Genomic DNA, 16458 nt, shown 5'->3' with positions numbered 1-16458 from the left:
ACATGATGGAAAAGATGAAAATGCACTCTCCGAACCTGACCCAGGAAAACATTGCCCGTATCCGAGAGCTGTTTCCCGGCTGTGTGGCCGAGGCCCAGAGCGAAGACGGTAAGCCGAAGCTTGCGGTCGATTTCGACCAGCTGCGTCAGGAGTTGTCCGAATCCATCGTGGAAGGCCCACAGGAGCGTTACCACCTCAACTGGCCAGGGAAACGCGAGGCGCTACTTACCGCCAACGCGCCCATCGCCAGGACCCTGCGCCCCTGCCAGGAAGAGAGCGTGGATTTTGATGTCACGAAGAACCTGTTTATTGAGGGCGATAACCTGGAGGCCTTGAAGCTGCTCCAGGAGACCTACCTCGGCAAGGTCAAGATGATCTACATCGACCCACCGTACAATACGGGCAACGATTTTATCTATGAAGACGATTTTTCCGAGAACTCAGATGAGTTTCTTAAAAGATCAAATCAGAAGGATGAAGAAGGCAATCGGCTGATTGCGAACACTGAGGCCAATGGCCGATTCCATTCTGATTGGCTATCTATGATGTACCCACGGCTGAAACTGGCGCGAAATCTGTTGAGCGATGATGGCGTCATATTTATCAGTATTGATGATCATGAAGTACACAGCTTAATGCGCGTATGTTCTGAAATTTTTGGAGAAGAAAATTTCATTGCACAACTTGCTGTTCAGCTTAATCCTCGTGGACGTCACCTTGATAAATTTGTGGCAAAAACGCATGAATCTATTTTGATTTTTGTAAAAGACGCCATGAATGAAAATGCCATCTACGGCATTGAAAAGGAAGGTCGAATGGTTGACGAGTACAACCGAGAAGACGAAAGAGGAAAATACCGTCTGCTGGGTTTGAGAAATCGGAATCAATCATTTAATCCTACGACTCGTCCAAAGCTCTACTATCCTCTTTTTGTTAATCCTAATGATGGGAGTGTTTCTTTAATTCGGGATGACACATTCACTGATGAGGTTTGGCCTGACGCCCCAGATGGCACCAAGACGTGTTGGACGTGGGGAAAAGAAAAGGTGACGAATGAATCCATTCTGCTCACAGCTGAAAAGACGGCAGATGAGTGGCGAATATATCGCAAAGATTATCTCGTCGGGGCCGACGGAGAGCTTGCGAAAACCTTAGTGAAGTCGGTATGGATGACAAAGGAAATTACCAATGATCAAGGACGAAAGGTCATAAAAGATTTGTTCGGATCAGCGGTAATGGATTTTCCAAAATCTACCGAACTGCTAAAGACGCTTATTCAAATTGGAACTAATGGAAAGGATTTAGTTCTGGATTTCTTTGCTGGTTCCGCAACCACAGCACATGCTGTTATCAATCAAAATGCTGAAGACGGTGGGCATCGGAAGTTTATCATGGTCCAGTTGCCTGAACCCTGCGATGAGAAATCCTCAGCATACAAAGCGGGGTTCCAATCAATTGCTGAACTCAGTAAGGAGCGAATCCGCCGTGCTGGAAAAAAATCTATAGAAGGCGAATACCATGAAGGGTGGAACAAGGACATCGGCTTCCGTGTCCTCAAGGTCGATTCATCCAACATGGCCGACGTCTACTATAGGCCGGACGCCATCGAACAAGGTCAGCTGAAGATTTTCACCGACAACATCAAGTCGGATCGCAAGCCCGAAGACCTGCTCTTCCAGGTATTGCTGGACTGGGGCGTGGATCTTTCACTGCCCATCCGAAAAGAGACCGTCCAGGGTAAGACCGTCTTTTTCGTCAATGAGCCGCCCTACGATCTTGTCGCCTGCTTCGATACCGGCGTGAGTGAGGACCTCGTTAAGGAGCTGGCCCGGTTTGAACCGCTACGGGTTGTGTTCCGTGACACCGGTTTTGTCTCCGATGCCGTCAAGATCAACGTGGAGCAGATCTTCAAGCAGATGTCTCCGGGCACTGAAGTAAAGGCGATATAGGAGGCGCTATGGGAACTTCTCTGGATAAATTAACGATAAAGGGTTTCAAGTCGATCCGTGCGCTGGTCGATTTTGAATTGACGAATCTGAATGTGGTGGTGGGTGGCAACGGTGCGGGAAAAAGTAACCTCATTTCTTTTTTCAGGATGCTGCGGGCGCTCATCGACGGCAATTTGAACCGTTATGTACGGGATAACGGCGGCGCGGGCGATATTCTCTTTAACGGCCGCAAGGTAACGGAAAAAATGGAGTTTGAAACGAGGTTCGGCGTTCGCGGATTTCGTTTCAAGCTGGTGCCTACACCGAGCAATGCCTGTGCCATTGAAGACGAGGCGCGGTATTGCCAAGGCGGGACCACGGGGTGGTGGGTGCTGGGGGATAGCGATGACGGCACGTCGCGCATGGTCAAAGAGGTAAAGGAAAAAAAGGGGGATGCCAAATATAGCCAACCTGTTTTCGATGCCATATCCTCGTGGCAGATCTATCACTTTCACGACACCAGTTCCACTGCGGCAATGCGGAACTATGAGATTGTCCAGGACAACAAGGTGTTGCGCACCGATGCCGCAAACATCGGTCCATTCCTCTATAAGCTGAAGCAAAAGCATCCGAAGGAATACAAAGATATTCTGAATGCTATTCGCTTGGTCACACCATTCTTTGATAACTTCATTCTTGAGCCACGCGAAAGCGGCGCCAAAAACGAGGTCAATATCAGCTGGATGCAAAAGGGGTCGGATTATCCGCTTCAGCCTTATCATCTTTCCGATGGTTCCATTCGGTTTATTTGCCTTGTCACGGCGCTGCTGCAACCAAATCCACCTTCCACCATTATTGTTGATGAACCTGAATTGGGGCTTCATCCTGCCGCTATCGTCATTCTGGCGGAACTCATTCAGGTCGCCTCCAAACGGACACAGGTTATCGTGGCAACCCAGTCACCGGCTTTAATCGATCAGTTCGGCATTGACGATATTATTGTTGTCAACCGTGAAGACGGCGCATCTACATTCAAGCGACTTGACAAAAATGATTATTCTGAATGGCTCAAAAGTTACTCGGTGGGTGAACTCTGGATGAAGAACGTGATCTCCGGAGGGCCGGTTTATGAGTAACTTTATCGAGGTGATCGCCATTGTTGAGGGAAAAACCGAAGAGATTTTTATCAATTCATTGTTGCAGCCCTATCTTGCTCAAAAGATGGTTTTCATGACCCCGACTCAGGTCAGCAAGCCTGGACAAAAAGGCGGTGACGTGAAGTTTGAGCGGGTCAAGAAAGACCTTGAAATTCACCTCAAACAGCGCGCTGATACCTATGTGACGACACTGGTGGATTTTTATGGGGTACGCGAGTGGCCGGGCATAGATTTGGTTCCCGCGAATGCGTCCCCCGCACAGATTGCGGAGATCGTCAACGGCGCTACCCAGGCTGCGGTGGTTGAACTATTCGCTGCGCAACGGGCGGACCGAAGATTCATACCCCACATGGCCATCCACGAATTTGAAGCACTGCTCTTCAGTGACAGCGCAAGCCTCGCAACTGAGCTGGATATAGCAGAAGAAAAGGTCACGGCGGTCCTGAACGAGTGCGGTGAGCCCGAGGCCATTAACAACAGCCCGGTGACAGCCCCATCCAAGCGGCTCGACGGATGGTCGCGCAATGGCGAGTTTCCCAAAACAACAACGGGAATTGCCGTGGCACGCAGTATCGGCATACAGAGAATGCGGGAGCAATGTCCTCTTTTCGATGCTTGGCTGCAACGTTTTGAAGCAATTGTCGGGGGGCAGGCATGAAGCTTAAATTCAAAGTCCAGCCCTATCAGACCAAAGCGGTGGAATCCGTGGTTGATTGTTTTGCCGGGCAGGTGAATACCTCGGGCATTGCTTACCGAATCGACCCGGGCGCGAACAAAAAGCTCATTGCGAAGGGACCGACTTTGCCGGGCATGGATATTGAGCAGACCGGCTTCAAGAACACCGATCTCCAGCTGACCGATGCCCAGCTGCTGACCAATATCCATGCCGTACAGCGGCGGCAGAATCTGCCCCTGTCGGATAAGCTGGTGTCCAGCGCCGGATGCAAGGTCAACCTTGACGTGGAGATGGAAACCGGGACCGGAAAGACCTACTGCTACGTCAAAACCTTCTTCGAGATGAACAAGCAGTATGGCTGGACAAAGTTCATTGTGGTGGTGCCCAGCATTGCCATCCGTGAGGGTGTGCTCAAATCACTGGAAATTACCGCCGAGCATTTCACCGAGAGCTACGGCAAAAAGGCCCGCTTCTTTGCCTACAATTCAAAACAGCTACACCATCTGGAATGCTTCTCCTCTGATGCGGGCATCAACGTCATGGTCATCAATATCCAGGCGTTCAATGCAGCTGTTGATGCTGAAGGGAAGGCGACAGAAGGCAAGAAAGCTTCTATTGAAGCGCGGAAGATCTTTCGTGAACTGGACGACTTCCAGTCCCGCAAGCCTATCGATGTGATCTCCGCGAACCGCCCCATCCTTATCCTGGATGAACCGCAGAAGATGGAGGGCGAAAAGACACTGGAGGCTCTGGCCAAGTTCAAGCCGCTGATGATCCTGCGCTACTCGGCCACCCACCGGACCACGCACAACAAGATCCACCGCCTCGACGCCCTGGATGCCTACAACCAAAAGTTGGTGAAAAAAATTGCGGTGCGCGGGATCGCCGTCAAGGGCCTGGCAGGCACCAACGCCTATCTCTACCTGGAATCCATCGAAATTTCCAAGAAGGCACCAGTTGCCCGAATCGAAATGGAAGTGCGCCAGGGTGGTGGCATCAAGCGGATCGTCAAACGCCTGGAGCGAGGCAAGGATCTGTTCGTTGAATCAAACGAGCTGGACCAATATCGCGGCTTTGTCATCGCCCAGATCGACGCCAACAAGGACACGGTGGAGTTCACCAACGGCCATGTTCTGAGTGCGGGTGATGCAACCGGCGACATCACGGAAATGGCTATCCGGCGGATTCAGATCCGGGAGGCGATCAGGGCTCACCTTGAGAAGGAGCAGGTTCTTTTTGCCCAGGGCATCAAGGTGCTGTCCCTTTTCTTCATCGACGAGGTGGTCAAATACCGGGACTACAGCCAGGCCGATGAACATGGAGAGTACGCCAGGATTTTTGAAGAAGAGTACGAGCGGCTCAAAGCCGAATATTTAAGCCTTCTTCCCTTGGATGGTGGAGTCTATCAGGAATATCTGAAGGGCATTCAGGTTGGCCGCACCCACAACGGTTACTTCTCCATCGACAAGAAAACCAAGAAGCTTACCGATCCGAGCTTCAAGACGCGTGGAGAGGAAGCCGGGCTTTCCGACGATGTCGATGCCTATGATCTCATCCTGAAGGACAAGGAACGGCTGCTCTCCTTCGCGGAACCGGTCCGATTCATTTTCTCTCACTCCGCCCTGCGGGAAGGCTGGGATAACCCCAATGTCTTCGTCATGTGTATGCTCAAACACAGCGACAACACGATCTCGCGCCGTCAGGAAGTTGGCCGGGGGTTGCGGATCAGCGTCAACCAGCTCGGGGATCGTATGGATAACCCAGCAACGGTCCATGACGTGAATATCCTGACCGTAGTCGCAAGCGAGAGTTACAAGGACTTCGTCGGGAATCTTCAGCGTGAGATCAGCGACTCCCTCTCTGCACGCCCCCGCAAGGCGGACGAAGCCTACTTCACCGGGAAGGTCATCACCACGGAAACCGGTACGGTGGAAATTACCCCGGTCATGGCCAAGCAGATATACAAGTATCTGCTCAAGAACGACTATACCGATGACACGGATCAGGTTGCCGAAGCCTACCACGCGGCAAAAGCCAACGGGACTCTGGCGGCGCTTCCGCCCGAGCTTGCCCCTCATGCGGACCAGATTTTTGGCTTGATCGACAGCGTCTTCAGCGAGTCCCAGCTGCCCGACGTGGGTGATGATCGCAAGCCGAAGACCAATCCGCTGAATGCCAACTTCGAGAAAAAAGAGTTCAAGGCGCTCTGGAGTCGGATCAATCAGAAGGCGGTCTACCGTGTCGAGTTCGATTCCAGTGAACTCATTCAAAACAGCATCCGGGCTCTGGACAAAGAGCTGCGGGTGACGCCGCTGCAGTACACCATCCAAAGCGGTGTCCAGGGCGATCAGATCACCGATGGCCAACTCAGAAGCGGTGACGGATTCACGCTGACCAATACATCAGTCGAAACCCATAATGCCTCAATCCATTCCATGGTCACCTATGACCTGCTCGGGAAAATCGCCGAAAACACCCAACTGACAAGAAAGACCGTCGCCGAGATTTTAAGTGGCGTTCAGACGGCGGTTTTCAAACAATTCAAACAGAACCCGGAGCATTTCATTGCCGAAAGCTCACGGCTTATCAATGAGCAGAAGGCCACTATCATCATCGAGCGACTGAGCTACGACAACATCGCCGAGACCCACGATATCGATATTTTCACCACAGGCCAAAGCAAGCAGGACTTCACCAAGGCCAGCGAGAAGCTGAAGAACCACATCTATGACTACGTGATTACCGACTCCAAGGTTGAGCGGGAGTTTGTGAAAGAGCTGGACACCAGCACCGAGGTGGTCGTTTATGCAAAGCTCCCCCGAGGTTTCCTGATTCCTACTCCCGTCGGCGACTACAACCCGGACTGGGCCATTTCCTTTAAGGAAGGCTCGGTCAAGCACATCTATTTCGTCGCCGAGACCAAGGGCTCCATGTCCAGCATGGAGCTTCGGGCAATCGAACAAACCAAAATCGAATGCGCCCGCAAGTTCTTCGCGGAGGTCAACCGCAAGATTGATCCCGAACACGTGAAATACGACGTGGTGACCAGCTACGGGAAGCTGATGGAGATTGTTGGTAGGGCAGGAGATACTGTAAGCCCGCCTGTCGCTTTTTAGATTCAAGGTCGTCTAAACAATGGAATGTTGTTACTTTGCCTGCTGTGGCTCCCGCCGTTGCGCTAGCAGGATGTTGAAAAAGTCCCATCCAGGGCTTTTTCAACGACGCAAGCCGAAAATGCGATTTCCGTCTTGCTCACAAAATCAATCCATTACGAAGTAATGATTGATTTTGGTCGCCCGTCCATGGGCTCCAGCAGGCTGTTTTTCAACAGCCTGTTGAGCGGTTCACCTGTAAAGCCCTGGCTTTGCCGGGGGATACTTACTCTTATAAAAGCCGTCATCAGTTTGCTGAAGGATCGGCCCGAGGAAAAGTTCACAGCGCGGCAGATCGCCGATTGGGTGTTTGCGACGTATCCCGATGAATGTCAGGCTAAGACACAGAGCAGTCAAGCGCTGGTGTCTGATGCCGGCCTCGTGCAGCAGATCATCAGGGAGATCAGTTCACAACTGACAGCGCCTGCAAAAAAGCACGTGGAGTTTAAGATGACCGAAGGTCGACCGCGCAAGTATTACTACTCGGAGAAATCAGACAGCGCAGAGGTAGTTACGGCTGAGGGTTCATCTGTAACTACAACAACGGTTGATGATGGGCAGGCAAAGGTTGATGAGCACGCCCTTTACCCACTGCTCTCGCGATACCCCTGGGAGGAGTTTGGTGTTTTTTTCAAGCGCATCGACGAAAAGCGTTCATCGAACAATCGCGATCCGAATGGCAACAGCTGGCTGTTGTCCGGATGTAGTAGGCGTGGAAGATTTAAGCAAGGAGTGGCACCATGAAGTGCGCGATTGCGTCACGCAGTATTCCGACAAGCGCACCAAGTTGTGGTCGTTCGAAGCCAAGCTACTGATCAACCGTTCGAACATGCGCGAATGCTTTTCCCAGGCGGTGTCGAATTCGTCTTGGGCCAATTTCGGCTATTTGGTCGCGGCAGAAATCGGCAGTACCGATAGTCTGAAGGAACTGCGGACGTTGTTCGCCGCCCACGGCATCGGCTTCATCAAGCTTGACGTGGTGGACAACCCTGCCGACAGTCAGGTGCTGATTGCGGCCCGTGAGCGCCCCGAGATCGATTGGGACATGGTTAATCGGCTGGCCACGGAGAACCGGGATTTTCTGGAATACGTGAAGCTATTGAAGCAATTCTACCAGACCGGCGAGGCGCGCCCGGCGGACTGGGACGTTCCGGATCTGGACAATTAATCGCCTATTGCAGGTGGCCGATGACGTCGAGGTGTTCGTCGCCGTGCTGAAACGCATTGAACCAACCTCTTGCTAGTCGGCAAAACAAATCCTTGTTGCCAGTGGGAGATCTCAATAGTTCATGTTTAACATATTAAATCTAGTTGTTTTTTTGGTTCTTCAGGCAACTTGATCTCCAGCACTTCTGTTATTCTAAACAAAACCCCATGATGTGTTTTAACAGCTTTATACTTGGCACACATTTTTGCAAAACATTTGAAATCATGTTCACCATTAATCCATTCCTTCAAAAATATATCGCTGCACATCTCATGCTTAATTTGTTTACTATCTCGCATTAGCGTAAATTGCACATTGATATCTCCAGGGGCCTTTTTAATATCAAACTCGCCATAGTACTCAGTATCGTCTTCTTTGAGAGTTCCTAAAATTTCTTCATGCGATATTTTTCTTCCGCATTGAAAATATATTTTGCCGTTATTGTCTATGTAAATAATTTTAGTATTAGTGCGCCTGCTTAAAGTTATTTCTGATAATGAAACTATGGCTTCAGCAAGCTTCTCTACAGGAAGTTTGCAGATCGGCAAAATCAAACTAGTTGTTTTTTTTGTTATCTGTTTTTCAAGATCTATGAGATCGCTGCATAAGATATTAAAATCATCTCTACTTTTAATGTTGTTTATCGACTCGAGAATGACACGCCTAGAGCTTAATAAATATACTTTTATTTCATCTAATACATCTTCCGGGTAGTTCAGGTTGGAATTTATTACTATTTCAGTTCCTCCAGATAGTCCAGCAGGGCATCTATAGTTTAATGACAAATTTCTATCGCTAAGCTGCCCCATCATTATTTTGTCTAATTTTTCTAATTGGCAGCTGAGGATGCCTAAAGCGGTAAAGATTTTAGATGGGTTTTCAAATAATTCGCATCCGTCTGTGTCAATTCGGAAATCATGGCTGTTCATCGTCGCCTCCAGCTTCGGGTTTGTGTGTATTATCCGACGCTGGAAAAAAATAATTGTTCCGAAAAGCGCACTTTTTTTGTGCTATTCACGTTTTTTTGTCACGTTTCAGCCTGCCTGGGTGCTTTGTGATTAGTTTCCAATGTGGCTTAGGCCATGATGGAAGATCGGTCTCAGCAACAATACTTTGCAACTAAACCAATCAGTGTCCGTATATGGTCCCCCCCCCTTTTTTTTTTCGCAAAGGCTTTGTGCATTTAATGATAGGGACAGGATAGCTGCCGTATATCCGGCCTCTTTTTGAAGAAGTCAATTGGCCATTTATTGAGCGATACAAAAACGGTTAGGTTATTATGCTGATGCTACTTTTTATCTAGAAAGTGTTAATTCATACTAAACTGTTGATGTAAAAGTCTAAGAGCGAAGTAAAATCCGGAGGATCCTTTTTTCCCTCTTTTCTTTTTAGCTTCGCCCTCGTCATAATTGTCATTTAAAATCTTGATAGTGACCGAGCCCTTTTTGTCTGTACTTTTCAGGTTAGACTCTTCGCCGCTAGTGAGCTGAGAAACGGGCAACTTTGCAGCGGTGGCCCATTTAACTAAGTATTTGCGTCGATCAGATTGCTCTTGCCCTCTGCGTGCGTGATGCACTAACAAGATTCTCCTCTTAGGAATACCACATTCAAGAATCAACTCGACAAGCTCCGCCAAATCCGTCAGAGAGCCGTAACAGCTATCAGACCATCGAGCTGATCGGCAATTCAGGGCGAGTTGGATAATTTTTTTAGCAGATTTTATTCTGCGGCCATCTAGTTGTCGGATGCTTTCGTACACCTGTACCGCCAGCTCCCAATCAGGGCGGGTGAGGGCATCTAACGATTTCTTAAGATTTTCTGGCAGGTGCTCGTTACCATGGCCGACGATCTCGGCCCAGCATTTTATCGGGGAAGACTTTTCTCGCCATTGGATCTTGCAGGGAACGCGTGCTTTACCCATCAATGGGTGACGCAGGCGAGTGGCATAGATTGACGCCCGATTCAGTAGAATCGGCAACAGGGGATGCGTTTTTTGACTTAGCGACTGTTGCAGTACAGCATAGACGCGCGGCTGCGACAATCCTGAGATGGCCATAATGGTTTTGGCACTAAAGGGGTAAGAGTAAGATACCTGGCGTCTTTCATACCCGTTCAACCAATCAAGAAAATGTATGTAACTTTTAAATGTCGTTGTCGGGCTGCTGTGCCCCGCCAAAAGTGCGAGCAGATAAGCCTGTGAACGTCCCGTATCCGGTTGCTGTAGCAGTTGCTCATGCAGGGCTCGCAGTCGCAGGTCATCAAATTCCTGATGTTGCAAGGCCGCAACATCTTTAGCCGGACTGTCCGGGTACAAAAAGTACCCCACATGGCTCCAGGTTAAAAAGGAGTGTCTCAGGTGATATGAACGCACGCTCTCATCCTGGGTGATGAGTCTTAGGTGTTCGCGAATAACACCAAAAAGTTCACCATCGCTAAGCATTCCTTTTTTTCGTGCCGGATTGGCCAGGAACAGTTCTTCGCCAAAGAGTGCCGTTTCCTGCTTTCGTTGATCAAGGTAATGCAGCAGGAAGGACATTTCCTGTTGATTCAGCAGCAGGGATAGCGGAAGACGGCGAATACCTGCACTGGTTTTTGTGGTCTTGAAACTGCTGTTGCGCACCAGAACTTCCCATTCACTAACGCCCTGAATGTCTATAATGCGCAACGCCCGGACTTCAACGGGTCTGAGTCCGCAGCGATACGACAGGATGGTGGCCAGCAGGTGCAGCGTTTGCCACCGGGAAGGTTCCGGCTTGCTCCAGCCAAGCGAGTTGAGCAGGGCATCGTAGGTCGCCGGACTCACCAGGTTGGCGTCTACCCCGGAGCAGGAGGCTATCTGCCCCTCTACAATTTCCGCCCATTCCATTTCAGGCGCTTGGTAAAAGGCCTCTAAAAAACCATGGAACTGAGCCAGGCGATGAACAGCATAGGGATCGCTGCCCAACTCCTGTGCAATGGCTTCATAGACCCATTCTAGATCCTGCGGGTCGAGCAGAAGGGGGTTTTCCACTCCAAAGGCACGCACCAGTTTGTGGCCGATTTCACTCCAGTAGCGCAGCAGGCTGCTCACTTTGATCGGGTGGGCAGTGCGTCTTTCCAGTCGAGAAATTTTCGGCGAGAGCATCTGGCATCCCCAAGCCGTTAGTAGCTGCATTGTCGGGGCAAGTTGCTGATGGTACTCATCGAAAAAGGTTTTGAGGCGTTTTCGCCCCATAGCAACGGTGATTTCCTTGCCGTCTCGATCAATGCTGAGAAGTCGCTGAGCCTTCTTAAGCAGCTTGATCTGAGCAGCGGTAGTCGTGTTTTCGAACGGTAAAAGGGTTTTGTGCTGAATTTTCACTCCCGCATCGTGTTGACTCTGAGGCAGCCGAATCGGGATCGCCTTGCCTGTCAGGATCCTCAGCCAAGGGCCAATCGGCAAAGAGAACGACTCCAGATCGCCTTTAGCGTAGCTGAGCATTGAAGAACTTGAACGTAAAACCTCACGAGCCATGGCCCAGCGCAGCAGTTCAGACAAGGAACGGGGTTTTTTCTCCACGGGAAGTGGTAGCTTTTTGCAGATTGCCTCAAGCAGTTGCCAGGGGGACTTTTTTTTCGGATTTTCTGTGCCGGTAGGCAATGCCAGATCCAAAAAACGGTAAATCAGCAAATGAGTCAAAGGATCTGCCACCCATCGGCCCTGTCGCGTGGCGGTGTGTTTTTTGGCCAGGGAGGTCATCTCGACCCAGAGCCAGCTGCCTTCCTGAAATATATCGTTCTGATTGAGAGCTGAAATGAAGGGTTGATGCCAGCGAGGGTTGATTAGTCCCCCGAACAGAATTGCTGAAAAGAAGATATGGCCTATGGCCTCTGAACGTGAGCAAGGCACATGCTGAAGTTCATTTAAAAATGCTGCCGCTAAATCTTCGGCCAAATGACGACATTGAAACAGTTTTGGCTGAAGGAGGTTACGCTGGCGCTTAACACCATAGAATAAGGGAGATAGAGGGACGTCCCATCCCAGATGGCGATTGCCCCATTCAATGCCGCGGGCGAGGAAGTTGAATCGCTCTTTTTTGTCTGTAGCATTGCAATTTCCCAATTTGATGCACAGTGGCCCGAGTTGTTCTGCTGTAAGTTGTATCCCGGACTGCCCCGATAGAAGGATCGGCAGAATATCACTTACGACCTGCAGTGCGAGTTGCTGGTTTTGAGTGAATGCGACTGACTGTGCCGAATGGGCCAGCTTTTGTGCCGCTTCTGGCCAAGGCGAGGGAATCGACGGCTTGTTCATGGCAAAAAACCGTGCAGAGCGCGCCAGCCATCCTGTTCCAGGCAGCGCGGCACATGTCGTTTCAGAAATTCGTGAAAGACTCCTGGTCGTAACCCCGACAGGCCATGCCAGGATTCTTGTCCCAGCTCCCAGTGGCCGAGATAAGTTTCAATAATTTCAGGTGGACAGCCGTCTTGCAAAAGGTGCGATTTAAGATAGTGCCGGTTGGCGTTGGCCGGCAAATGATAATTAAAGAGCCGTGAAAGGATTTGTTGCAGCAACCCTGGGCCAAGAAGCTCTACCTCTGAGAGTTCTATGTCGATGTGAAATAATTGTGCCGGGCGCCCTTTACCACAATGATTTTTGATCATGTTGAACAATGCCGGGCTGGCGGCGCCTGTACGGTCATACAACGCCACCAGATGTTCGCGGTAGTAGCGGATTTGTCGCCGGCATTCATCTGGAATCCAGACCAGACGGTTGGAATAGCCAAGATCATCGCTTTTGTCGCAAATTAATGCCAGTCCCGACTGCTCGTCGATCAGGCCTTCATTGAAAGACGGATCACGTACTGCACGATACCCTGTAGCAAAAGCGATAAAGCACGCCGTATAGACGGCATAGTAGTTGTGAAAGGTGGCTACGCGGTGGCTATCACCTGGATCTGGACGATTAACGTCTACACAGTCGATCAGGGCCTGAACCAGTTCCTGAACAGATTCGGGCTTGGGACACCAGGGGGTTCCCACAGCGGCACGCTCTGAATTGACATGCTGCGCAGGGAAGGCGGAACTGTGCCCCAGCGGGGTTAAGAGAGCCTGACACATTTGGCGGTAGGACTGTTCCAGTCTAAGCAGCGGGGCATGCGTATAGTGGATACGGGTTACCGCCAGTCGCTGACTATAGCCGAAGTACAACGCAGCACTGGGTAGATCCTGACCGGGCTGCCTGGCAAGGCGTCGTACCAGATGCTGACTGATTCGGGTGGGTGTCAGCCGCGTGCCATGCTGCCGGTTCAGCTTCGTTAGGCACTGCGTTAAGGATTGGCGCAGTTCAGATTGCGCATCTTCCTGGCGATCAAACACAGAGCAGCCTTCAATCTTGCGAGATCTGTCGCTGTCCGGCAGCAAAGATGTCAGGATATGGCGTACCATGTTTGGCAGAGGAATCTGTGAATACTGCACGGTGGGCCGGGCTTGGGGGTAGTTATGAGCCGTCGATTCATCGCACAACTCAGGACCTGGAGATAGCAGGCGAAAAAAAGGCACCTTGCCTTCGTCCCAGTGGAGCGCGTCACCGGATTCAAGCCGTGCGCCTCCCTGGTAGTAGAAGGTCATCTTCAGAGCACGGTCAAGAGGAGATGCGCTCCAGAACATAATCAAAAGCAGCTTTTTGACTGCCGCTTCACACGGCAGCGGCTTTTCAGGCGCTGAGGTGCCGCTAAGGTAGGCCAGCAAAGTTGCGACATCGTACTGGTTAAGATCCTGCCACGCTAACGGGAACATCTGGTTGCGCATGGCGATCTGGCTGCTGGCCTGTCGGGCCTGAATTGCCAGTTCATTTAAACTGGTTCGGTCGTATTGTCGTTCCTCGATTGCCACAACCGCAATGGCATCACGTGCAGCAGTAAACTCGCCAGGATGGCCTCCATGCTGAAGATAGACTTTCTCTTCTTCCGGGTTTAACCCTTTAGATTCGATTACTTCAGTTCCAGTCCAAGAAACTGCCTGAGATACTACTTCATCATCAAACGCCTTGCTGAGACCGCCTGAACGGCGGGGACTGGCTTTTTTGGTCACTGCTGGGCGCACAGGATGGCGAGGAGCATGCTGGACCAAGGCTTTTTCGATAAGCACAATGGCATCTTTCAGCCGCTGGCCAGGTTTACCGCGGTGAATGGCCTCGAAAAACGCCTGAGGAGTTAAGGGTTGCGCTGGGACCTTTGAGAGTTGCTCAGTATATTTAGGTAGCGACAACATGCGAACACCTCGGTAAACCTTAAGTATCTGTTCGCTATTGTGCGTTTCATTGATAGCTAGAACATGACTGGCCAGGAAAATTTGTGCCAAAAGATTTGTATAAGATGGATGATATTGAGGGTTGGCGACAGCGTGTCCCAGCGAGCAGTACAATGGATACTCTTCTAGGATTCCTTTGAATGTTTCTTCTGCGCTGTTGCCTTTGGTAAACAGATCGTCCAGAAGGAAATCAGTTGCGATTTCCTCTGAAATTGAAAGCAGAATCTCGCTCACCGTTATCGCAGGTTCAATTGTCTTTTCCATAAATTGATCATTGCCGGCGAGCTGACAGATTGCTTTTGCCGTTTTCAGCACCGGCAATAATCGTGGCAGCAGAAAAAATAACCCTTTCAGGTGCGCCGGTGCCATGATTGTGTCGGTGAGAGCCACCAGATCTGCAGCGGTTATTGACGCTGTTGGCCCGGCTTTTTCCAGCAGGCGGGTCATGGTTTGACTAAGCGCGGTCATCTTTTCTTCAATTCGCTGTTATAGACATAGAGTGTCTGCCGGCTGACGCCAAGAAGTTCAGCGATTGTGGTGATATCGGTTGCCAGGGCGGGGGACCACTTGGTCAACCGCTCTTGTGACTGCAGTTCCCTGCTGCGGACATAGAGCGATTTCTCCGGCGCATGAACGCCGTAGGCCATTTGAGCGAGAAAGCAATCCATTTCCATCAATGTAATGAGTTCGCTTCGAGATGTCTTGGCGGGTAAAATCCCCACAGGCAGCAGCTCCTCTGGCTGTAAAAAGGGCGATGTCAATGTCAGCACCCGCAAGCCTCCAATACAATGATGTTTAGAACCCCACAGCAGGGGAGGATGCAAATGCAGCAGATAGTGCGCAGCTTCCGGAGTCAGGGATGGATGATGCCTCTTGCCGAGCTCGGTTCTATTGATAACGTAGTCCGAAGGGCAGAGCAGATCGGCCTCTTCGATCAAATCCAGCGGGGGAGGGGAGATATCCTTAAGCGCGATTCTGTGCCATTCGATGTTCTGTAGCATGGATTCGATCCCGATCCTGAAATTGAATGTGCCATTGAATCTGAGAAAGAAGGGTTCTTTTCCCTTTACGAAAGAACAGTATGATTTCGCAGGGGATTTCCTTTAATAACACACATCTTGGCCCGCGACCAGATTCTGTTGCAGCAAGGTACTCTTTAGCGTTTTGTAGCCTGTCATCCGCTCTAGGAGGCTACGCATCCTAGATGAAGCGCCCTCAACAGTCTCAAGGCTCCGGCGATCATCATCAGTTCCAGCGACATGCTCGAAGGAGGGAGGATGCGCCACCACCTGCGCAACCGCATCGGTGATCCGCGTACCACCATTCTGATGACCAGCTGGCAAGCGCCCAACACCCTTGGTCGCAAACTGGTGGAGAAGCAAAGTCCGGTACGGATTTTCGGTGAGGGATTCGAGGTGCTTACCGGGTTCTCCGGCTACGCTGACCGCGTTGGCTTGGTGGAATTCGTGCAGGTGATGGAGAAAAAGCCGCAGCGCACCTTCATCGTTCACGACGAGGCGGAGTCCTCGGCGAATCTGGCAAAGACGCTGGGCGATGAGCTGGGGATCACGGGAATTGAGCTGCCAGAGGCTGAGCAAATCTTTTCACTGTAAAGGATGTGTACAACGATCTGATGGTGAAGACAACCACGAGGGATGCGATTCACCATCTCCCTGCCAGCTGCTCAAGGGGGGAGGAAGGGTCTTCAGCTCGCCGCCAATGTTGCCACCAATTCTTAGTGGAGCGGAGCCGGTTTTCTTGGCCACTGATTTGGGGTAATGTCCCCGTGTCCAAGGAGATTAACAATGACCAAACAGAACCAGAACGAAACCGTCACAGGACCGTTGGCCGAGGGGCAGCGCTGGAGTGCCGCCCGCAAGCGTGAAGTGGTCCTACGTCTGCTGCGGGGCGAATCCGTTGATGCGCTATCCCGCGAACTGAGCATTGAGATCTACCGCCTGGAGCAGTGGCGAGAGAAAGCGCTGGCCGGGATCGACGAGTCGCTGAAAAAACGCCAGAATGATCCCGTCCAGACTGAACTCAACCAAGCCATGCGCCGGATCGGCGA

General features: G+C 50.9%; 9 protein-coding genes and 3 pseudogenes. 8 read left to right on the top strand and 4 right to left on the bottom strand.

Annotated features, from left to right (window positions below; genetic code table 11):
* The first annotated feature begins 2 nt into the window (after positions 1-2).
* The 5 genes and pseudogenes from BLR80_RS10660 (at position 3) to BLR80_RS13410 (ending at position 8081) form a co-directional block, all read left to right on the top strand.
* The gene (locus BLR80_RS10660) at positions 3-1949 is read left to right on the top strand and encodes a site-specific DNA-methyltransferase (RefSeq protein ID WP_092079846.1); all 1947 of its coding nucleotides are present in this window, start codon (positions 3-5) and stop codon (positions 1947-1949) included.
* Between the two features lie 8 nt (positions 1950-1957).
* Positions 1958-3064, top strand: a complete 1107-nt coding sequence (locus BLR80_RS10655) for an AAA family ATPase (protein ID WP_092079842.1) — start codon at positions 1958-1960, stop codon at positions 3062-3064.
* Positions 3057-3743, top strand: coding sequence for a DUF4276 family protein (locus tag BLR80_RS10650; RefSeq protein WP_092079839.1), 687 nt, complete (start codon positions 3057-3059; stop codon positions 3741-3743). The genes BLR80_RS10655 and BLR80_RS10650 overlap by 8 nt, the downstream gene beginning before the upstream one ends.
* On the top strand, positions 3740-6877 hold the full coding sequence (locus BLR80_RS10645) for a type III restriction-modification system endonuclease (RefSeq protein ID WP_092079836.1): 3138 nt from the start codon (positions 3740-3742) through the stop codon (positions 6875-6877). The genes BLR80_RS10650 and BLR80_RS10645 overlap by 4 nt, the downstream gene beginning before the upstream one ends.
* 258 nt (positions 6878-7135) lie before the next feature.
* A pseudogene (locus tag BLR80_RS13410) lies at positions 7136-8081 on the top strand (COG2958 family protein).
* A gap of 125 nt (positions 8082-8206) precedes the next feature.
* Here BLR80_RS13410 and BLR80_RS12755 read toward each other — a convergent pair.
* The 4 genes from BLR80_RS12755 to BLR80_RS12745 form a co-directional block, all read right to left on the bottom strand.
* Positions 8207-9049: a hypothetical protein gene (locus BLR80_RS12755; RefSeq protein ID WP_143012143.1), complete on the bottom strand. Its 843-nt coding sequence runs from the start codon at positions 9047-9049 to the stop codon at positions 8207-8209.
* A 380-nt stretch (positions 9050-9429) separates the two neighbouring features.
* Positions 9430-12393, bottom strand: coding sequence for a site-specific integrase (locus tag BLR80_RS10635; protein ID WP_092079833.1), 2964 nt, complete (start codon positions 12391-12393; stop codon positions 9430-9432).
* Positions 12390-14858 carry a site-specific integrase gene (locus tag BLR80_RS12750; RefSeq protein WP_143012142.1) on the bottom strand — a complete coding sequence of 823 codons (2469 nt, stop codon included), beginning with the start codon at positions 14856-14858 and terminating at the stop codon, positions 12390-12392. The genes BLR80_RS10635 and BLR80_RS12750 overlap by 4 nt, the downstream gene beginning before the upstream one ends.
* Positions 14855-15391 (bottom strand): hypothetical protein, encoded by a 537-nt coding sequence (locus BLR80_RS12745; protein WP_143012141.1) that lies wholly within the window; start codon positions 15389-15391, stop codon positions 14855-14857. The genes BLR80_RS12750 and BLR80_RS12745 overlap by 4 nt, the downstream gene beginning before the upstream one ends.
* A gap of 225 nt (positions 15392-15616) precedes the next feature.
* On the opposite strand from BLR80_RS12745, the pseudogene BLR80_RS13335 reads away from it, so the two are divergent.
* The 3 genes and pseudogenes from BLR80_RS13335 to BLR80_RS10615 all read left to right on the top strand — a co-directional run.
* Positions 15617-15748: pseudogene (locus BLR80_RS13335) on the top strand (MBL fold metallo-hydrolase); the annotation flags it as partial.
* 12 nt (positions 15749-15760) lie between these two features.
* Positions 15761-16003, top strand: coding sequence for an MBL fold metallo-hydrolase RNA specificity domain-containing protein (locus BLR80_RS10620; protein ID WP_281241646.1), 243 nt, complete (start codon positions 15761-15763; stop codon positions 16001-16003).
* A gap of 192 nt (positions 16004-16195) precedes the next feature.
* Positions 16196-16458: pseudogene (locus BLR80_RS10615) on the top strand (hypothetical protein); the annotation flags it as partial.

The organism is Desulfuromonas thiophila, assembly GCF_900101955.1.
In the GTDB taxonomy this organism is placed as follows: domain Bacteria; phylum Desulfobacterota; class Desulfuromonadia; order Desulfuromonadales; family Desulfuromonadaceae; genus Pseudodesulfuromonas; species Pseudodesulfuromonas thiophila.
Note: the sequence above shows the minus strand (reverse complement) of the source record. Positions and strands in the feature narration are given on the sequence as shown.

What these genes read in the sequence shown, in the direction of transcription:
- BLR80_RS10660 (WP_092079846.1), top strand. Translation starts at nt 3, where the DNA reads ATGATGGAAAAGATGAAAATGCACTCTCCGAACCTGACCCAGGAAAAC.
- BLR80_RS10655 (WP_092079842.1), top strand. Translation starts at nt 1,958, where the DNA reads ATGGGAACTTCTCTGGATAAATTAACGATAAAGGGTTTCAAGTCGATC.
- BLR80_RS10650 (WP_092079839.1), top strand. Translation starts at nt 3,057, where the DNA reads ATGAGTAACTTTATCGAGGTGATCGCCATTGTTGAGGGAAAAACCGAA.
- BLR80_RS10645 (WP_092079836.1), top strand. Translation starts at nt 3,740, where the DNA reads ATGAAGCTTAAATTCAAAGTCCAGCCCTATCAGACCAAAGCGGTGGAA.
- BLR80_RS12755 (WP_143012143.1), bottom strand. Translation starts at nt 9,049, where the DNA reads ATGAACAGCCATGATTTCCGAATTGACACAGACGGATGCGAATTATTT.
- BLR80_RS10635 (WP_092079833.1), bottom strand. Translation starts at nt 12,393, where the DNA reads ATGAACAAGCCGTCGATTCCCTCGCCTTGGCCAGAAGCGGCACAAAAG.
- BLR80_RS12750 (WP_143012142.1), bottom strand. Translation starts at nt 14,858, where the DNA reads ATGACCGCGCTTAGTCAAACCATGACCCGCCTGCTGGAAAAAGCCGGG.
- BLR80_RS12745 (WP_143012141.1), bottom strand. Translation starts at nt 15,391, where the DNA reads ATGCTACAGAACATCGAATGGCACAGAATCGCGCTTAAGGATATCTCC.